We start from the raw sequence: 18925 nt of genomic DNA, 5'->3' as shown, positions 1-18925 counted from the left end.
CTTATCCCTCTACCTTAAGTACCAGTTTGCCGAAGTTTTCACCTTTAAATAACATCATCAAAGTATCAGGGAAAGTCTCGATACCTTCAACGATATGATCTTTTACTTTTAACTCACCAGACTGAATCCAGCCAGCAATGTCTTTCATTGCCGTTGGATACTCTTTGATATTATCGAAGACGACAATACCTTCCATTCGTGCGCGATTGACTAATAAAGACAAATAGTTTGATGGACCTTTTAATTCTGTGGTGGTGTTGTATTGGCTAATCGCACCGCAAATCACAATACGCGCATGCAGGTTAATTTGTGTCAGCACGTCATTTAAAATATCGCCGCCGACGTTGTCAAAATAGACATCTACGCCGTTTGGACAGGTTTCTTTTAACGCTTTTTTTACATTCTCATTCTTATAGTCGATTGCCGCATCAAAACCTAGCTCATCGACTAAGAATTTACATTTCTCAGCACCACTGGCGATACCGACGACGCGGCAGCCTTTAATTTTGGCAATTTGTCCAACCAAACCACCAACAGCACCGGCAGCACCAGAAACAACGACCGTCTCGCCAGCTTTTGGCTGACCAGTTTTTAACAAGCCAAAGTAACCCGTCATACCCGGCATGCCAAGCACACCTAAGTAATAAGACAATGGCGCAAGGCTTGGATCGATTTTATGTAGTCCAGTACCATCGCTAACTGCATACGACTGTACGCCATTGTGACCAACGACATAATCACCGACGGCAAACTTTTCATGTTTACTTTCGATGACTTTGCCTACAGTACCTGCGCGCATCACCTCATCAATCTGTACCGGCGGTATATAAGATTTGGCATCATTTAACCAGCCACGCATCGCTGGATCTATCGAGATATATTCGATTTTAATCAGTAACTCACCGTCTGAAATAGTTGGTAGCTCTGACTCGGTATACGCCCAAGTCTCAGCGCTTGGCTCGCCAACAGGTCTTTGTTTTAAACGCCATTGCTTATTCATTGTTGTCATTATTTATTCCTTTAAAATTTTATTTATCATTAATATTAAACCTAGCTCAAAATCTATTAAAACCATTCTGCCTGCATATCGGTACATACGGCATTGTCGTTATTTAACAAAGCAATATCGCGATTGATTAATGGCAGTTCCCAATCGATAAAGTATTTTGCCGCTTGTATTTTACCGTGATAGAAGTTTTGTTTCTCAACGTCGGTTGTATCATTTAATAATTGTTCGGCCTTACTGGCTTGGCGAATCCAAATCCAACTCACCACGATGGAGGCAAAGATATTCATCAATGCTTGCGCGTTGCCAGTCAGCGTTAGTGCTTTTTCCGTTTGCAAGATTTTGCTTAAATGCACCAACACTTCATGCAGATGACCCATATAAGGCATCAATTTACCAGCAAGTTTGGCAGTCTCGGGCGTACTAATGCTTTCTAAATCTCGCGTGATTTCACGTTTCAGAATTTGAATACCAAGACCCTTGTTTTGCCATAACTTACGAAATGACAAATCTAACGCTTGCACGCCATTTGTGCCTTCATGGATAGGATTCAGCCGATTGTCACGCCAAAATTGCTCGGCCTGATATTCACGTGTATAGCCTGCGCCGCCCAATACTTGAATACCCAAATCATTGGCTTTAGGCCCAAATTCAGACGGCCATGCTTTTAACACTGGGGTTAATAAATCCAGCAATTCTGAAAGCTCATTTTTCAATGTAGCCTCTTCACAAGTATTAATACGGTCAATAAGGTTTGAGCCATATAAGCACAGCGAAATACCACCTTCGGTATAGGCTTTTTGCGCCAGTAGCATACGCTTCACATCACCATGATTAATAATTGCCGTTGCCGCATCTTCAGGCTTATTATTAGACGCGATTCTGCCTTGCATTCTGTCTTTGGCATAATCTAACGAATACTGATAACCTCGATAACCGATCATCGCTGCGCCAAAGCCAACGGCAATGCGCGCTTCGTTCATCATTTTAAACATGTAGCGCAAACCAAAATGCTCTTCGCCGATAAGATAGCCGTGACATTCACCTGCATCACCAAAGCTTAATGCTGTAGAAGTCGCGCCTCTATAGCCAAGCTTATGAATGAGCCCAGTCAAATGCACATCATTGCGCTCACCTACCGATAAATCATCGTTTAAGCGATATTTCGGTACGGCAAATAGCGAGATACCTTTGACGCCACCAGGACCGCCGGGCACTTTAGCTAGTACCAAATGGACGATATTGTCAGACAGTTCGTGATCGCCTGCTGAGATATAAATCTTGCTGCCTTTTACGCAGTAGCTGCCGTCGTCTTGTTTGACAGCAGTGGTTTTGATATCAGCAAGCGATGAGCCGGCATGTGGCTCCGTTAGTGCCATGGTGCCCGTAAATTCACCCGTCAGCATGCGCGGCATAAAGGCATTTTTAATCTCGTCATTGGCAAAATGCGAGATGACATTAATCGCCGCAGTGGTTAAAAATGGATATGCGGTCGTTGATGGATTGGCTGCCATAAAATAACCTGCCACCGCTGTCATCACGGTTTCGGGTAATTGCATGCCACCATCGTCAAAGCTGTAACGACCCGCGATAAAGCCCGACTCGCGGAACGCATCAAAGGCGACTTTGACATCGTCTATCATGCTGACCTTTTTACCATCAAACTGGGGCTCGTTCTTATCCGCCACATGGTTGTGGGGTAAGAATAGCTGGGTTGCAATTTTATTGGCGGTGTCTAATACCGCATCAAAGGTTTCTCGGCTGTGTTCTGCAAACTTCGGATGCTTGGTTAAGTTCTCAGTACCCAATACGTCATATAATTGGAACGGTAATTCAAAATCATTGATAAGCGTATCTGCTGCCATAGTATTCTCGCTAACTAATTAAATTTGGTTATCAATTAATATTAATCTAATTTGACCGACTGCCGTATTGTCATTTATGACATAATCATGGTCAAATAAGACAAAATCGACATACAAATTTAGGAAAAACTGGAAAAAATTGATATTTTGAATAAGTCTTTTAATAGGAAACTAAGAACTTATGCCCTACCTTAAACCCTTTAAAGTCATCATTGTCGGTTTCGATGGCGTACTTGGCAGCGCTTTGACAGGAGCGCTAGATTTATTTTCATTTACTGGCGTCAGTTGGCAACGATTTTTAAATGAGGAAGTGGAGCCGAGGTTTAATGTACAGATCGCCAGCCTAGGTGGCGTCGATATTAGATGTAGCAACCGCTTAATTATGCAAGCGCATTGCGATATTCAGGAAGTGACAGAGTGCGACTTATTATTAATCCCAACGATTGGGGATTCGATCGATAAAGTATTGAGCCAAAATAGCGATTTAATTGCTCATATAAAGCGGCTAGCTAACACCAAGGCGGATATTGCCAGCAACTGTAGCGGCGCTTTCTTTTTGGCAAAGGCAGGTTTGTTAGATCATAAGATAGCGACGACCCATTGGGGCTATGCGAGTAAATTTAAGGCAGACTTTCCACTGGTTGATTTGCAAGAGAACCAATTTGTCACTCACTCAAAAAGCCAGTCAAAAGACCAGTCTGGCAACATATTTTGTGCGGCAGGTGGTAGCGCCTTTTATGACTTGGGATTATTATTGATAGAGCGCTATTGCGGGCGCGAGATTTCTACTCAAGTGGCAAAAACTCAGATTATTGATAGTAAACGAGGCAATCAGAACAGCTATACCAATGTGACCTTACATAAGCCGCATTCAGACCCGCAGGTCAAGCAAGTGCAAGAGTTTATCGAGGAAAAATTTAAAAATCCTATTCAAGTGAGCACTTTGGCTGCGATGATTAATATCACCCCGCGCACTTTAAACAGACGCTTTCAGTCGTCTGTCGCTATGCGTCCGATCGAATATATTCAAGCGGTCAGAATTGAACAGGCAAAACGTTTATTAGAGTCAGGAAATGTCACGATAAAATCGCTGGCGGAGCAAGTTGGCTACGATGATATCTCATCATTCACTCGGCTTTTTAAGCGTGCCACTGAGCTGACCCCGAAAGAGTATCAAGATAAGTTTTCGCGATTGGCTATTTAGTTTTTAGTTGTTGCTGATTTCGCTGATAGCTACAGGTTTTGCCATAATCCTTCTACATGAATGGTATCGGCTTTAATTGTTGGATAATCCGTAAATGCTAATTGGTAGCCGCCGATTGCATTGGGGCTAATTTGACACGTTGCCCCCAGTGGAAAGCTGTGTTTTTGTCCAATATGACCAAAGCTCATGCCGCTATAAATAGGCAATCCTGTTAGCTTATGCAATTGACGAACCACCGTGGCGACATCATAACGCTTGTCATAACTGTCCTCACCTGTACTCGATAATGCACCAAATACGATTCCTTGCTGACCTTTAAACGCGCCTCCTAGATACAAATCATACAGCATGCGCTCAATACGATAGGCTTGCTCACCCACATCTTCTAAGAACACAATACCGCCGTCAATACGTGGTAAATACTCACTACCTGCCAGCGCCGATACCACACTCAGATTGCCACCCCAAATAGTGCCAGTTATCATTTTTGGCTCGCCATTTGTCAAAATACTCGGTAAATTCTGACTGGTTAAAGATGCATCTGCTATATTGATAATCAGACCGGGATTGGTTAATGCTTGCACAAACTGTCGGCAACTGACTTGGTCGGGTTTGATTTTGCCAAACTCACTATAAAGCATCGGAGCAGCCAGCGAGCTCATGCCTCCTTTTGCGAGTAGCGCGCACTGGATGGCCGTCACATCACTAAAGCCTGCCAGTATCGTGGCCCGCTCCTTCATAATACGTCCCAGCGTTGACCAATCAACCATCGGTAATAAACGCATGGCGCCATAACCACCTCGTACGCCCAGCAGCAGCTTTGGCGCTTTGATCGCACCCGTAGCGATATTTTGCAAGTCACTGGCTCGCTGCGAATCCGTACCAGCAAAACGTAAATACTGCCGAGTGGTAATCGCAGGATTGTCGACTTTAAAACCTGCACAAGCCAAACGATCTAATGCCAATTGATTGCGCTCGTCACTACCACCGACATTGGAGCTGGCAAAAAGCCTCGTCTCAATATTTGGTATGATACAACTAGCGTTCGATTGCAGCATTTCGGGCGATACATTTTGTATGGCTTTTTTTGATGCCAATCTCTCATCAATCAGCGCAGTTGGCAGGTCATCTTTGGTAAGCTGGGTATGATTATCTTGCCCAGTACTACTAGCAGCCAGTGCCTGAGTAATACTTTGGGTCGCTAATAATCCTGCCCCTGTGCTAATACCCACTTGACGTAGAAACTGGCGACGATTAAGCCCAAATATGGCTTCACTCGCTGTATGACCATTTCTACTTTTATCATCTTTTAATAACTCACTCTTGGCACCCATATCTCGCTGCTACCTTATAACTTTTATTTTAATCTACTTTTGAACCATCTTTATGTTTTCGATCTACTTGCTTAGCATCACAGCAGCATATTGTAGACGGTTTGCAAGTGAGCATAGTTGCCTAACTCTTGCCCATATTTACTTTTTCGCTACCGTACGCACCAGAAACTTAATGCTACCCAATCCAAGCTATTAATAATATGCAATATTGGCGCACGCCACGACTTTGTTGTAGTATGAGAATACCGATTGCGCTTAAATAAGGATAATAATAATGGCTGACAAAGCGACTGATAAGCAAAAAAAAGATGAAATATTGGATGCCGATTTAGAATATCTCATTAATGAGGAAGAAAAACTGCAAGAAAAGCTAAAAGATAGTAGCCATCTTGAGCGCTTCACCAAAGATTTGATGCTTTTTATGAGTTTGCTTAAAGATTATTACAAAGGCAATTATCGCGACATTCCTTACAAGACCATTTCAGCGGGCGTCGTCGGACTGCTTTATACCCTCAACCCGATTGATATCATCCCAGATTTCATCCCTTTTATCGGTCATATAGACGATGCGCTGGTGCTAACCTTTTGCCTAAAACTCATTGAAAAAGATTTACAAAAATATCAAACCTGGAAGAAAAGCCAATCAGCTGTCAACACTGAAACCAATTTAAAGAAAAACGCTTAACCATTTGCAAATTATATTACCCAAACGAGCATTCTAAAAAGCCACGGCCGATAAGTAATTCATCAGCCGTGGCTTTTGTATCAATCACGAGCCACTTATCTATACAGGTTAATCTGGAACCTCATAGTTGGCTTTTTCTGGATTCAAACCAAACGAATACACGAACGTAGCGACGAGGCTATTCACAATGATAAAAGGCAAGTCAACGGCAACGTGTCCAAGCAAGTAGCGACCGATGAGCCATGAAACAATCAGCATAATAATAAAAAATCCGCCTAGATACGCCAATATAGCAGGATGTTTAAGATTATAAGGCTGCTCAGGTTTAGGCTGTTTATCCAAGACATAGGTTCTGACCGCCCAACCAGCCGCATAAGAAAACCCGCCTAACACCACATAACTAAAAAAATTCATATTGCCTGACTCTAATAATAGGATTGCTTGTCACAAAGGACGTGTATTTAATACCCACTTATAAGTCTTAGCTAAATACTGTCATTCACATTATCAATGACAATGTTTGAATGAGGATTGGCTAAAATATCCGTATTAACCTCGTCACATTCGACACGGTAAATAGTATTGGCACCGCGATAAATATAGGACAAGTATTCACTATCAAGTAGCGGATCGATATTAGCGTAAACAGGATTTACATGCGCCAGTACCAGCACTCTGTCTGGACGACCGATGACCGCATCGACATTATTAGGGTCGATAGAGAAATATGTCGGTATGTCGCTATTTTCGATCACCTCTAACGGCTCAGCATCATCCCAAACACGCTTGGCACTTGCCGGCTCTTTCATCTGCATGACCCACGCGCCGCCCTGTTGGCTAACTTTTATCTGTGCAGGCTCGTCATGGCTGACGGTGTAGCAGCCTTCAAATATGGATAAATCCGCTGCCGTTTCTATCTGTTTAGTATCAGCTTGCGTATTACTATCGTTGCAAGCACTTAAAAACATCGCGCTACTTGCCATGATAGCGACCATCAAGGGTGACCATCTTTTATAAAACACGTTTGGGCGTACGGACATCATAGGGTTATCCTGCATTTGGACATAAGAAGCTTATATTGAGCGTACGACTATTAAAGACAATTAAAAAAACAATAAAATCGCACCATCGCACTATCATTAAAGCCATTTTAACAGAAAACCACCGCGTTATTATTATCATCACTATTATCATCTGTGCTTTTACGATTTTATGCAGGGCAGCTGCCCATAGCTGGGATAGATTTGCTATACTCAACCCTAAAATATACCGTGCTAGTTGGTGTAAAAACGGCACTACCAAAACCTCCCTGCTCTACGTTTACCATTTATTAGGTCAATACGCTTTTATGTCAGACACTTCTACTTCAGCGCAGTCATTTAATACCAACAACGCCATAAATCCGTTGGCCGCGAAACCCAACACGACGGTTGCTTATACAGACGGTGCTTGTAAAGGTAATCCGGGTGCTGGCGGCTGGGGCGCGCACCTGATATTCAGTGATGGACGCACGCAGGATTTGTATGGTGGTGATAAAGAAACCACCAATAATCGCATGGAGCTGATGGGCGCGATACAAGCACTGACTCATAGTCCGCATGAGCACAACCTTGAGATTTGGACAGATTCAAGCTATGTCAAAAAAGGCATTACCGAATGGATTGAAGGGTGGAAAAAAAGGGGCTGGAAAACGGCGAGTAAAAAACCTGTCGCCAACCAAGATCTTTGGCAGCAACTCGATGAGCTGTGCCAACAGCGCGCTGTCGACTGGCATTGGGTCAAAGGTCATGCGGGACACGCGGGCAATGAAAAAGCGGACGAGCTGGCAAATTTAGGCGTGACCTCTAGCAGTGAAGATTTATCAAAAATAGACTCACAAGAGTCTGCTAAAAAAAAAGAGCAAATAGTGACCGATAACACCCAAAATACTAGCGATGATTGGCTAAAATTTGATCCATTAGGCTTCGATATGATGGATGATGAGCTTGATGCCGAGTTAGAAAGCCATACAGCAGAAAACAACGTATTAGAAGACGATGATAATAAGTATGACAATACTATAAATAATAACATGTTAGTCGAAGAAAACCGTCATCAATATGAAAACCAACATCAGTATAATGCTAGCGAAACAATGAGAAATACCGATATGTCAGATATAGATACCAATATGGATACTGAAGTAGAAGCTAAAACGGAAGCTCGCATAAAAACTGATACACCAACATTCGATGGTGACACCAGCCGTGCCAATCCGTATTTTATACCGCTGCTACCCAAACCTATTCATCGTCATGAATCTGACCGTCAGCTTATTATGGATACCGAGACCACAGGTCTTGATCCAATGAAGGGCGACCGTATTATCGAAGTTGGTATCGTAGAGATGATCGGGCGTAAATTTACCGGCGAAAAGCTCCACGTCTATATCAATCCGCAGCGCGGTATGGATGAAGAAGTTATTCGTATTCATGGTATCTCTGAGGCATTTTTAACTGATAAACCAACCTTCGATCAAGTTGCTCAGGCGCTGTATGATTTTATGGATGGTGCCGAAATCATCGCTCATAACGCCACCTTTGATATGAACTTCTTAAATATGGAGTTCGCTAAAGTTGGCATGCATGACTTTGCTGAGCGCGTCCAAGTGACTGACTCACTGGTTATGGCCAAGCAGCAATATCCGGGGCAGAAAAACACCCTAGATGCCCTTGTTCGCCGCCTAGATGTCGGTAAACAAGACCGTACTTTCCACGGCGCTTTACTTGACTCAGAGATCTTGGCTGAAGTTTATTTGGCAATGACCGGTGGACAAGTCACCCTTGCTATTGAGGACGACGCCCAAGCTGATGGCGGACATACAGCGCATGCAAGCTTTGCTGATTTGGCCAATTTATTAATGACGTCAAGCAGCAGTGAGAGCGCCAATCAAAGCTGGTATGCCGCCCTTGCAGAGGATTATCCTGCGCTTAAAGATAAAATATAGCCGTTATAAACACGACTATTAAAATCATTTTTTATTAAAATAACCCCTTATGCTGGTAGTTAAGTCAGTTAGTCTTTATTATGACAATAAAGGTCGAAATCTTACTCATATAATTTTTTAATCTATCCCCCAAATCATTGCTATTTTCATCAGTACGTCATGGGAAAAAACAACTATGAACCATTCTACACAAATGAAATTAACTGCCCCAACCTTGAGTGTGACTGATTTTAACTTGCCATCACTGCATTTATTGCACGATGAAATTAACGTCATCTTAAAAGATACTGAGATTCATTTGGGCGAATTCAATGATGATAATAGCCAAGCGCCTTTGTTATTAGACTCTATTATCGTGTTAAAACAGCTGTCTTGTATTTTTGAGCTGATTGCTTTGGCCGGTGCTGAGGCGCTCAATAACGCAATCGTGCATGGCTTACAACAGCTGTATGATAGTGGTGATAATAGCGATACTGCTCTAATTATGGACTTATCAGAAGCCATCATGACGCTTGATCGCTATATTGAATTTGTCCTACTGACTGAATCGGTAGAGCCAACATTACTACTGCCTATCATTAATAAGCTCAATGTTCACGGGCAAGGCGCACCTATCGCTGCCGATTATTTTGCCGCTTTTGGTGATAGCAGCGTTATTATTGCCAACCCTGAAAACAACTTTCAACCCCTTAACGAGCTCAATCTTGATAGCGAATTATTGACTTACGCTTATCGTAGTGGACTTGGGGTTGCTTTATTAAATCAAGACGGCAATGTAAGCCAAGAAGAACAGCAAAAACTCGATGCGATGTCAGCAGCTTGCGCCTTGATAGCGGCAAACTCTAACCGTTTATTTTGGCAAGCAGCAACCGCCGCCGTTGCCGATATCGCCAGTATCTTACCGCTAAATTTAAGCCAAAAGCATACGCTTATTTACTTAGAGCAGCAATTCCAAAGCTATCTGCCCGTAATGGACACACGTTTTGCGGACTTGGTTAGCTTTGCTTGCCAGCGTGATACGGCAGAGGCCAAAATCCTGCGTGAGAAATATGCTGCCAATCAGTTAGAGACACCGCAACTTGAGCAAATGGCGCGTTTCTTATTTGGCCCTAACCGTGCTTTAACTGACACTTTAAACACTATTATTCAAGCACAAATCAATAATATTAAAGAAAATGTCGATAGCTACGCACGCGGTGACTCCATCAATCCTGTCGATATGCAAACCTCGCAAATTACCGAGCAGCTGACTGAGCTGAGTTCAGCTTTTCAGTTATTGGGTTTAGCAAATGCAGCAAAAAGCCTGAACGCTGCCGCAGAGGCAGTGAGCAAATGGCGCGCACCTACGCCAGAAGATTTTGACCATTTATTATTGGCATTGATGCACGCTGAAAATGCCACAATCGCTATGGCAGAGATGCATACGCCAGGGGCAATTTATTTGCCTTTGAATAATCCGCATATCTCATTACATCAGCTAAACACAGCGTATGATACGCTGATACAAGAAAGCCGTACCGCCATTGCCAGTGCCGAACAAGCCATCAATGATTATTTGGCGGAGCCTGAGCGTGATATCCTCAATATTCAAAATATCCCTGAGATGCTGCGCCAAGTGTCAGGTGCGGTGCGCTTTTTACAATTGCCAACCCCTGCCAGTATGCTCAGCCAATTAGCGAGTTATTTGCAGCAGCGCATTGATAGTGGTACACGAATAGATGACGGCACTTTGGCTTATATCGCCGATGTCATTATGGCCGTTGACCATCATTTAGATGGTTTTGAGAATAATCGTCCTGTGAACAAACAGGCACTAGATGTCGGCCAACAAAGCTTAAGCCAACTGCTTGCAGCCTAAGTGCTTAGCTTCTTATTTTCAACAGACTCTTACCCAAACGGATATGAGTCTGTCTTTGATTGCTTGGAAACTTAGCCTATGACCCATGCCTTTATACTTCGTGACGAGACGGTTTTATGTCGTCAAACCCCTAATGGCTGGTGGCCTGTGCAGATTCAGTTACCAAAGTCGGTCAATGATACAGCGTTAAACACTCATGGCGTTCATAACATGCAGCCAGCCTATCAAGTTGGGCGAGTCACACTATTTGAAAGCTTAGCTCCTAATCATTGGTTAGTTAGCGATGATAGTGGTCAAGTTGAAGATAGTTTGAACGATTTTAAAACCGAGACTGCCAATACTTTTACGGCACAAGCCACCATAGCGATTACTTATGACTATGCCATAGCTCATCATATTGATTTGCCTATTGTTTTAGAAAGCCATAATTCAGAAAATAGTAATTTAGAAAGCAATATTCTAGATAATAGAGGTTTAACAACTAATAGCGAAGAAAGAAACACTCTAGATAATGACGAGTGTGCTTTCATTGCCTATCGCCTGCTTATCACGCAACTGCCATTCGCCTTATCTGACCAAATTAGCCAAGCTATACAGCTGTTACGTTGGCAAGCAGATACACAGTTTTGTAGTCGCTGCGCGGCTCCCGTGGTAGACGCCGCGAGCGCTGATCGTGCGATGGTCTGCCAAGTTTGCCGCTTACGCCAGTATCCGCGCGTGCAGCCATGTATCATTACCGCCATTACTCGACCAAATCCGCAAACGGGTGAAATACAAATTTTACTGGCGCACCATCACCGTTATGGGCAGCAAAAAACCCCTCAACAAGCACTACAATATGGTTTGATTGCTGGTTTTGTAGAAGTCGGTGAAAGTTTGGAGCATGCTGTAGTACGCGAAGTGGCAGAAGAAGTGAATATTAGTCTCAAAGATATTCGCTATATCAGCAGTCAACCTTGGCCGTTTCCGTCTAATTTAATGCTTGGCTTTCGGGCAGCGCATGCTGGTGGTGACATCGTCATACAACAAGATGAGCTGTCACATGCCGATTTCTTTGACCTGTCAGATTTGCCAAAGATACCGTCAAAAGGCAGCATTGCTTATGCGCTGATTGCACAAATTGCTACTGAGCACGGCATATCACTTTAATTGATAATGGCAAGACAGCATTTATAAATGCAGTTATTGTTTATGGATGTTTACGGACTTAATCTAGCAGCGCTTATCTCATTTGCGGATTCAGCGCTCCTTACTATTACCATATTTATTCTAATGTCAGTACCTAGCACTGATATCAAGGTTTTAAATTAAATGCAAAGTACCATGAGTAAAAACAGCCGTCATATCCGTCTAATCAATCTGCCTATTTTGTTCGATGACTTGAACATAGAGAGCTTGCCTGCCGCAATCCAAGCAAAGATTGCACGTATTGATGCCTGCTTACCTCAAACCCAATGCGGGCTTTGCGACCATGCTGATGGCTGCTTACCCTATGCGGTGGCGATTGTTATCGACAAAGAGCCTTATAATAAATGTGTGCCCGGTGGTCAGCCGGTGACTGATGCTATCGCGCAAATTATTAATCAAGATGATATCGATGACCAGACAGCGGATTCAACGAGTATTAATAGTAGCCTAGACAATAATCATTTAAATGATCACGCCAACGTTCATATAGATAAGAATATACAACTACTTAGCGCTGAGCCGTCAAAATGGCCAATAGATACCAGCTCGCAGCGTCCGGTAGAAGTGCGTGCGGTTATTCGGGAAGATGATTGTATCGGCTGTACCAAATGTATCCCTGCATGCCCTGTTGATGCCATCGTCGGTACTGGCAAGCACATGCACACCATCTTTACCGACTTATGTACAGGCTGTGAGCTATGTATCGCGCCCTGCCCAGTTGACTGCATCGACTTAGTCACCGTTGAGCGTACCCTTTCGACAGCTGAGCGCACACTTGAACAAGATGACTTGCGCCAGCGTTATCATACGCATCTGAGACGTGTCAGTGAACAGCTGGCTGATAGCAGCAATAGCAAACCTGTGGTCAGCATGGTAGAGGCAAAACTGAATAATGCCGCCAGTCAATCGTTAAACATCAGCGAAGCACAAGCAAAAAACACCATTGCAGCGGCAAAGCTCCGTAGTAAAGTCAAAAGGCTAGAAAAACAGCTTAGCGTACGTTCAAATGACAGTAAACAAGCAGAGCTTGAAGCATTACAAACAGAACTCGCGCAACTTTAATAGCAAATATCTGCTTCTGAATAACCAATGAATAAAGTAATGGTAAAAATACCATGAGTAAAACCGTTAAACATAAAACTGCCGATACGCCACCATCGAGGCGGATGCCCAATCGTGATGTGCGCCCATTCTTTGAGAAGTTGGCTGCGACTATCGAAGAGCCAGTTACTGAACTGAATTACGGCAGTAACTTTGAGCTGCTTATCGCCGTCATATTATCGGCGCAAGCGACCGATGTTAGTGTCAATATTGCGACCAATCAGCTCTATTCGGTAGCGAATACGCCTGAGTCCATTTTGGCATTAGGTGAAGAAGGCCTTAAAGCGTATATTAAGAATATCGGTTTATATAATGCCAAAGCCAAAAACGTCATCAAAACCTGTCGTGACTTGATTGAGAAGTTTGATAGCACCGTCCCTGATAACCGTAAAGATTTAGAATCTCTAGCGGGTGTCGGGCGCAAGACGGCGAATGTGGTGTTAAATACCGCCTTTGGGCAGCCGACAATGGCAGTCGATACCCATATCTTTCGCGTCGGCAACCGTACTGGACTTGCAACAGGTAAAAACGTCTTAATCGTTGAGAAAAAACTGCTCGAACGTATCCCCGATGATTTTATCGTTGATGCTCATCATTATTTGATTTTGCATGGGCGCTATACCTGTCAGGCTCGCACCCCAAAATGCGGCGCTTGTCCTGTTTATGAAGAATGCATGTTTAAAGATAAAGCGGCGTTTTTAGAGCTTTAAAGACTGTTAGATATTTTCTTTCTAAATACTTCAGCTTAATGCTTTACCTTGAAGAAGCAGAATGCAGACCCTCACCGCACTCGTATTTGATGACTTTGAGACCTTAGATTTATTTGGGCCTATTGAGCTATTCGGTAGCCTGCCTGAATATTTTCATATTCAGTTTGCGTCAATGAAAGGTGGTATCATCCATAACCATCATGGTGTTGCCTTACAAACTGTCGCAGTAGCAGAGTTAGCCCAGCAAATGAATATATTATTGGTCGTCGGCGGCAAAGGTACACGTCCTCTCATCAATGATAGTCATTTTTTGCAGACCCTGACTATGCTCGCTGATAATACCGACTGGGTACTTAGCGTCTGTACGGGTAGTGCTTTATTGGCAAAGGCAGGTATTTTAGACCATAAACGAGCGACCTCAAACAAGCGTGCTTGGCAATGGGTAACCGAGCAATCGACTGCCGTGCATTGGGTAAAGCAGGCACACTGGGTCGTAGACGGCAAGTTTTATACCTCTTCAGGCGTCACCGCTGGCATGGATATGGCGCTCGGTTTTATTGCTGATAGACACGGGCTTGATAGCGCAAAAGAAGTCGCTGACTATACAGAATACCGTTGGCAAGAAGACAGCCGCCTTGATGATTTCTACAATTGTTAGCCGTCATGGCTGACACTAGAGTTTTAACTCGATTCACGGTAAAATACCATAATTTTTTGATTCACTTTTACCTTCTATTTTCCGTTAACATTTAATAATGACTGAGTTTATATATTACAGTCCCTGCAATTAAGCGATCCCACTATGCGCGAATACAACTTATTTACCTCAGAGTCTGTGAGCGAAGGCCATCCTGATAAAATGGCTGACCAAATTTCAGATGCTATCCTTGATGCTATTTTACGTCAAGACTTACATGCTCGTGTGGCGTGTGAAACGCTGGTTAAGACTGGCGCGGTGATACTGGCAGGCGAAGTCACCACGACTGCCAATATCGACGTTGAACGTATCGTGCGTGATACGGTAAACGGCATTGGTTATCATCACTCAGACTTAGGCTTTGATGGCGAGACCTGTGCCGTTATTAATATGCTGGGTAAGCAGTCTCCTGAAATTGCTCAAGGTGTCGATCGTAGCGACCCTGAAGAACAAGGTGCCGGCGACCAAGGCTTAATGTTTGGTTATGCCAGCAATGAGACCGAAGTATTGATGCCAGCGCCGATCGAATATGCGCATCGCTTGATGGAGCGTCAATCTGAGCTGCGCCGTGGCGGTGATCTGCCTTGGTTACGTCCGGATGCCAAAGCCCAAGTGACCCTGAAATATGACGGTAATAAACCGGTTGCCATTGACGCCGTGGTTTTATCAACTCAGCATGATCCAAGTATCTCGCAAGCAGACCTGCAAGAAGCGGTAATGGAATCTATCATCAAGCAAGTATTGCCAGCAGATTTATTGCATGCCGGTACGCGCTATCATATCAATCCAACTGGCAAATTTGTCATTGGTGGTCCTGTTGGTGACGCAGGATTGACTGGTCGTAAAATTATCGTTGATACTTACGGCGGTATGGCGCGTCATGGTGGCGGTGCATTTAGCGGTAAAGATCCTTCAAAAGTCGATCGCAGCGCTGCTTACGCGGTGCGTTATGTGGCCAAAAACATCGTTGCTGCCGGTATTGCAGATCGCTGTGAGTTACAAGTGAGCTATGCGATTGGGGTTGCTGAACCGACTTCGATTTCAATCAATACTTTTGGTACTAACAAAATCAGCAATGATGAAATCATTAGCTTAATTCGTACCCATTTCGACCTACGTCCTTACGGTATTACGCGTATGCTGAATTTATTGCAGCCGATGTACCAGCAAACCGCAACCTTTGGTCACTTCGGTCGCCAAGGTTCTGAAACCGCGTTTACTTGGGAAAAAACCGACAAAGCAGAAATCTTAAAAGCCGATGCAGGTTTATAAAATTTGTACTTAACATCTTATTATTTTATTCAGCGATTCAATTGCTGTGATAAATGTAAATTTACTTACCATTATTAGGAGTCGCTTATGTCTCAAGACAATATGCCAGACAATGTTCAAAACAATGCCCAAAATGATGCCCAAAATGACGATATTGATGCTGCTCTTGAAATCACCCCTGAGATGCAAGCATTTTACCAGCGTGCCGATGCGATTATTGGCGTGGCAAACAGTCAACTAGGCCCTGAAGCACATTCAGGTCAGGTAGGCGCGTCACTGCTTTATGCGGCGGCACGTTATAGCGCTTCAGTTGCCTCTATTGGCTTTGTAAAGGGTGATGATTTCGCCAAAGAAAAAGACGATATCGTTGAGTTTTATACCAAACAATATCGTCAAATGTTAAGCGATAACTTGACTGACTACGCACAAAACTTTGATAAGTATGTACAGCTTAATAAAGATGATAAACCTGCGCAGTAAGCTTCCTAAAATCTTATTCAAGAATTTTATTAAGAAGTAACATAAATAACCCAAGCCTTATAAGCTTGGGTTTTTATTGTTCTAATACTGCGCTTATTAAATATGAGTAGCGAATTGAAAACTCAGTTGTACATTTGCTTTTTGTTAAAAACTGGCGTTTAATACAAAACAAATGACGGAAATTATATAATGACAAAAACTGCATAAGGATATTTATAATGAGCGCTCTATCTAAACCATGGCTATCTTTATTAAAGCCTTCTACCCTTGTCCTATCACTCACCATAACTTTTACACTCGGTTTAGCAGGTTGTAATAATATCAGCCCTAACTCAAACTCTATGCCTGATAGCACACCTATTCAGCCGCCCGCTTCTAACACCAGTCAGCCTCCCAAAGGAATCGTTGCCCAATGTCCAACCTTTAACCCTGAAAAAACCATGTGTACAGCGCAATACGATCCGGTCTGTGTAAAAACTCAAGTCGGCTCAGTGATAAGCTATCGCACGGCTGGCAATGCTTGCTCAGCTTGTAGCACGCCTGAGGCAATTAGCTATGTAAAAGGCGAATGTTTATAACAGTAATAATTTCGAAATCATATTGTTAAATATCTATCATTCGCTAAATACCAATACATTATTAAACGCTAATAGAAAATCCCAGCTCAAAAACTGGGATTTTTCACATTATTAACTATTAGCATTTTTCAGAAAATTAAATTCTTGAGTTATCTAAATAGTTACTCATCAATTTTCTTAATGCTCGGCGGTCCCGTCAATAACTCTTCATCACGGAACTCATTGGCGGAGTTGTGCTCAGCCGATTCTTCAGTGATAAACCACTGCTGATTACGATAAAGTATCAATCTATCACGGCTCAAGCCCCGCAGTAATGAATACATCATAATGACAATGACCACGGCAAATGGAAGGCCAGAGACGATAGAAGCGGCTTGTAGCGCACCCAAACCGCCTGCGGCTAATAGCACCGCCGCTATCACGCCTTCTGTGCCCGCCCAGAATAACCGCTGGATTTTCGGTGGGTTAGTGTCACCGCCCGAGGTCAGCATATCAATGACAAAACTGGCAGAATCTGATGAGGTGACAAACCAAAGTACAATCATCACCACGATAAGTCCGTTTAGTGCTGCGGTCAGCGGATACGACTCCATCAATTTAAAGATAGCACTACCAGTATCTGCTCGCACTGCTTCAACCAGTCCTGGACTTGCGATATTTGGGTCAACCGCTGCCATCAGTTCCATATGAACGGCTGAACCACCAAAGGCGGTGAACCATAAGAATAAAATAGTAATCGGGATTAATAACACCCCTAGGATAAACTCGCGAATGGTACGACCACGAGAAATACGGGCAACGAACACGCCAACGAATGGTGACCAGCTAATCCACCAAGCCCAGTAGAACACCGTCCAAGACGACTGCCAGTTGGCTTCCCCTTCATAAGACTCTGTCCACAGACCAAGTGGAATCACTTGATGCAGATAATTGCCGATATTCTCAAAGAAACTGTTAAAAACAAACTGGGTTGGACCCAAAATAATGACAAAGCTTAATAGCACAATGGTGAAGAAAATATTGATATCACTTAAGCGCTTAATCCCTTTATCCAGTCCCATTAATAGCGACAACCCTGCCAGCATGGTGATAAAGGCAATCAAGATAATTTGCACGGTGATGTTATTTGGAATACCAAATAAACTCTCAAGCCCCGAGTTAATCTGTAGTACCCCAAGACCTAATGTCGTCACCACACCAAACATGGTACCAAATACTGCCAGTGTATCGACCGTATGACCCATAGGGCCGTAGATTTTTTTGCCAATTAACGGATATAGGGTTGAGCGAATCGCCAACGGCAGGCCACGGCGATAATGAAAATACGCCAAGGATAATGCCACCATGCCATAGAGTGCCCAGACATGCAGACCATAATGCAAGAACGAGATGTTCATCGCTTGCTTAGCGGCGGCAATACTTTCAGGCTCACCTAACGGCGGCGCCATAAAATGATATAGCGGCTCAGCCGTACCCCAATAGAGCAAGCCAATACCGATACCTGCGGAAAATAGCATGCCAATCCAAGACACCAGATTGTATTCTGGGTTCTCGTTCTGGTGACCGAGCCTAATATCGCCATAGCGGCTAAATATCAGATAGATACTCATTACCAACGTTAAGTTGACCACCATGATAAAAAACCAACCAAAGCGCATCGATACAAATGCCTTCGCTTGGCCGAACACTTCGGTTGCCAATTCATTAAAAAAGGCACCGAAAATAATAAACGCGAGGATTAAAATCGCTGAGGTTAAAAAAACAGGTCTACTTACCCGTGGAAAAGGGCCCAATCGGCCAACTTTAACGTGATCCATTCAGTCGTCTCAATTTTTTAGGACGCCAACCTTAACAAGATATTTACAAACTATCAAATCGGGCCAGTCATCTGCTAATGGTAAAAATTAAAAAATCCTAAGATAACGATGCATCTTAGGATTTTAAATGACAATTATTATATT

Annotated in this window: 17 protein-coding genes; 11 read left to right on the top strand and 6 right to left on the bottom strand. The window is 43.4% G+C overall.

The window, feature by feature from the left end; genetic code table 11:
- Window position 1: 1 nt before the first annotated feature.
- Both AC2FA3_RS07585 and AC2FA3_RS07580 read right to left on the bottom strand, forming a co-directional pair.
- The gene (locus AC2FA3_RS07585; protein WP_490509067.1) at window positions 2-1009 is read right to left on the bottom strand and encodes an NADP-dependent oxidoreductase; all 1008 of its coding nucleotides are present in this window, start codon (window positions 1007-1009) and stop codon (window positions 2-4) included.
- 56 nt (window positions 1010-1065) lie between these two features.
- On the bottom strand, window positions 1066-2871 hold the full coding sequence (locus AC2FA3_RS07580; protein WP_490509066.1) for an acyl-CoA dehydrogenase: 1806 nt from the start codon (window positions 2869-2871) through the stop codon (window positions 1066-1068).
- Between the two features lie 181 nt (window positions 2872-3052).
- On the opposite strand from AC2FA3_RS07580, the gene AC2FA3_RS07575 reads away from it, so the two are divergent.
- On the top strand, window positions 3053-4075 hold the full coding sequence (locus tag AC2FA3_RS07575) for a GlxA family transcriptional regulator (protein ID WP_490509065.1): 1023 nt from the start codon (window positions 3053-3055) through the stop codon (window positions 4073-4075).
- A 29-nt stretch (window positions 4076-4104) separates the two neighbouring features.
- On the opposite strand, the gene AC2FA3_RS07570 is transcribed toward AC2FA3_RS07575, so the two are convergent.
- The gene (locus AC2FA3_RS07570) at window positions 4105-5409 is read right to left on the bottom strand and encodes an LD-carboxypeptidase (RefSeq protein WP_490509064.1); all 1305 of its coding nucleotides are present in this window, start codon (window positions 5407-5409) and stop codon (window positions 4105-4107) included.
- A 274-nt stretch (window positions 5410-5683) separates the two neighbouring features.
- On the opposite strand from AC2FA3_RS07570, the gene AC2FA3_RS07565 reads away from it, so the two are divergent.
- Window positions 5684-6094 carry a YkvA family protein gene (locus AC2FA3_RS07565; protein WP_490509063.1) on the top strand — a complete coding sequence of 137 codons (411 nt, stop codon included), beginning with the start codon at window positions 5684-5686 and terminating at the stop codon, window positions 6092-6094.
- 108 nt (window positions 6095-6202) lie between these two features.
- On the opposite strand, the gene AC2FA3_RS07560 is transcribed toward AC2FA3_RS07565, so the two are convergent.
- Together AC2FA3_RS07560 and AC2FA3_RS07555 are read right to left on the bottom strand one after the other, a co-directional pair.
- Complete coding sequence (locus tag AC2FA3_RS07560; RefSeq protein WP_490509062.1) at window positions 6203-6508, bottom strand: hypothetical protein; 306 nt, start codon at window positions 6506-6508, stop codon at window positions 6203-6205.
- Between the two features lie 71 nt (window positions 6509-6579).
- A complete protein-coding gene (locus AC2FA3_RS07555; protein WP_490509061.1) occupies window positions 6580-7137 on the bottom strand; it encodes a hypothetical protein in 558 nt (185 codons plus the stop codon).
- Window positions 7138-7442: 305 nt separating this feature from the next.
- Between AC2FA3_RS07555 and dnaQ the strand changes: the two genes are divergently transcribed.
- The 9 genes from dnaQ (at window position 7443) to AC2FA3_RS07510 (ending at window position 16964) form a co-directional block, all read left to right on the top strand.
- Complete coding sequence (dnaQ, locus tag AC2FA3_RS07550; RefSeq protein WP_490509060.1) at window positions 7443-9080, top strand: DNA polymerase III subunit epsilon; 1638 nt, start codon at window positions 7443-7445, stop codon at window positions 9078-9080.
- 175 nt (window positions 9081-9255) lie between these two features.
- Window positions 9256-10938: a hypothetical protein gene (locus AC2FA3_RS07545; protein WP_490509059.1), complete on the top strand. Its 1683-nt coding sequence runs from the start codon at window positions 9256-9258 to the stop codon at window positions 10936-10938.
- 78 nt (window positions 10939-11016) lie between these two features.
- A complete protein-coding gene (gene nudC / locus AC2FA3_RS07540; RefSeq protein ID WP_490509058.1) occupies window positions 11017-12087 on the top strand; it encodes an NAD(+) diphosphatase in 1071 nt (356 codons plus the stop codon).
- A 162-nt stretch (window positions 12088-12249) separates the two neighbouring features.
- Window positions 12250-13188, top strand: coding sequence for an RnfABCDGE type electron transport complex subunit B (locus tag AC2FA3_RS07535; protein WP_490509057.1), 939 nt, complete (start codon window positions 12250-12252; stop codon window positions 13186-13188).
- Window positions 13189-13241: 53 nt separating this feature from the next.
- Window positions 13242-13937: an endonuclease III gene (nth, locus tag AC2FA3_RS07530; protein WP_490509056.1), complete on the top strand. Its 696-nt coding sequence runs from the start codon at window positions 13242-13244 to the stop codon at window positions 13935-13937.
- A gap of 61 nt (window positions 13938-13998) precedes the next feature.
- Window positions 13999-14595, top strand: coding sequence for a DJ-1/PfpI family protein (locus tag AC2FA3_RS07525; RefSeq protein WP_490509055.1), 597 nt, complete (start codon window positions 13999-14001; stop codon window positions 14593-14595).
- A 144-nt stretch (window positions 14596-14739) separates the two neighbouring features.
- Window positions 14740-15906 carry a methionine adenosyltransferase gene (gene metK, locus AC2FA3_RS07520; protein ID WP_490509054.1) on the top strand — a complete coding sequence of 389 codons (1167 nt, stop codon included), beginning with the start codon at window positions 14740-14742 and terminating at the stop codon, window positions 15904-15906.
- 87 nt (window positions 15907-15993) lie between these two features.
- Complete coding sequence (locus AC2FA3_RS07515; RefSeq protein WP_490509053.1) at window positions 15994-16386, top strand: DUF3144 domain-containing protein; 393 nt, start codon at window positions 15994-15996, stop codon at window positions 16384-16386.
- 218 nt (window positions 16387-16604) lie between these two features.
- Window positions 16605-16964, top strand: a complete 360-nt coding sequence (locus AC2FA3_RS07510) for a hypothetical protein (protein ID WP_490509052.1) — start codon at window positions 16605-16607, stop codon at window positions 16962-16964.
- A 161-nt stretch (window positions 16965-17125) separates the two neighbouring features.
- Here the strand turns inward: AC2FA3_RS07510 and AC2FA3_RS07505 are convergent, their stop codons facing one another.
- Complete coding sequence (locus AC2FA3_RS07505) at window positions 17126-18781, bottom strand: BCCT family transporter (RefSeq protein ID WP_490509051.1); 1656 nt, start codon at window positions 18779-18781, stop codon at window positions 17126-17128.
- Window positions 18782-18925: the final 144 nt, after the last annotated feature.

The organism is Janibacter sp. CoH_79_TC_3 (genome assembly GCF_058197955.1).
The sequence above is the reverse complement of the archived record's forward strand: the minus strand, read 5'-3'. Positions and strand labels throughout refer to the sequence as shown.

Excerpts from the sequence above, each read along its gene's own strand:
- AC2FA3_RS07585 (WP_490509067.1), bottom strand. The coding sequence starts at position 1,009 with ATGACAACAATGAATAAGCAATGGCGTTTAAAACAAAGACCTGTTGGC.
- AC2FA3_RS07580 (WP_490509066.1), bottom strand. The coding sequence starts at position 2,871 with ATGGCAGCAGATACGCTTATCAATGATTTTGAATTACCGTTCCAATTA.
- AC2FA3_RS07575 (WP_490509065.1), top strand. The coding sequence starts at position 3,053 with ATGCCCTACCTTAAACCCTTTAAAGTCATCATTGTCGGTTTCGATGGC.
- AC2FA3_RS07570 (WP_490509064.1), bottom strand. The coding sequence starts at position 5,409 with ATGGGTGCCAAGAGTGAGTTATTAAAAGATGATAAAAGTAGAAATGGT.
- AC2FA3_RS07565 (WP_490509063.1), top strand. The coding sequence starts at position 5,684 with ATGGCTGACAAAGCGACTGATAAGCAAAAAAAAGATGAAATATTGGAT.
- AC2FA3_RS07560 (WP_490509062.1), bottom strand. The coding sequence starts at position 6,508 with ATGAATTTTTTTAGTTATGTGGTGTTAGGCGGGTTTTCTTATGCGGCT.
- AC2FA3_RS07555 (WP_490509061.1), bottom strand. The coding sequence starts at position 7,137 with ATGATGTCCGTACGCCCAAACGTGTTTTATAAAAGATGGTCACCCTTG.
- dnaQ (WP_490509060.1), top strand. The coding sequence starts at position 7,443 with ATGTCAGACACTTCTACTTCAGCGCAGTCATTTAATACCAACAACGCC.
- AC2FA3_RS07545 (WP_490509059.1), top strand. The coding sequence starts at position 9,256 with ATGAACCATTCTACACAAATGAAATTAACTGCCCCAACCTTGAGTGTG.
- nudC (WP_490509058.1), top strand. The coding sequence starts at position 11,017 with ATGACCCATGCCTTTATACTTCGTGACGAGACGGTTTTATGTCGTCAA.
- AC2FA3_RS07535 (WP_490509057.1), top strand. The coding sequence starts at position 12,250 with ATGCAAAGTACCATGAGTAAAAACAGCCGTCATATCCGTCTAATCAAT.
- nth (WP_490509056.1), top strand. The coding sequence starts at position 13,242 with ATGAGTAAAACCGTTAAACATAAAACTGCCGATACGCCACCATCGAGG.
- AC2FA3_RS07525 (WP_490509055.1), top strand. The coding sequence starts at position 13,999 with ATGCAGACCCTCACCGCACTCGTATTTGATGACTTTGAGACCTTAGAT.
- metK (WP_490509054.1), top strand. The coding sequence starts at position 14,740 with ATGCGCGAATACAACTTATTTACCTCAGAGTCTGTGAGCGAAGGCCAT.
- AC2FA3_RS07515 (WP_490509053.1), top strand. The coding sequence starts at position 15,994 with ATGTCTCAAGACAATATGCCAGACAATGTTCAAAACAATGCCCAAAAT.
- AC2FA3_RS07510 (WP_490509052.1), top strand. The coding sequence starts at position 16,605 with ATGAGCGCTCTATCTAAACCATGGCTATCTTTATTAAAGCCTTCTACC.
- AC2FA3_RS07505 (WP_490509051.1), bottom strand. The coding sequence starts at position 18,781 with ATGGATCACGTTAAAGTTGGCCGATTGGGCCCTTTTCCACGGGTAAGT.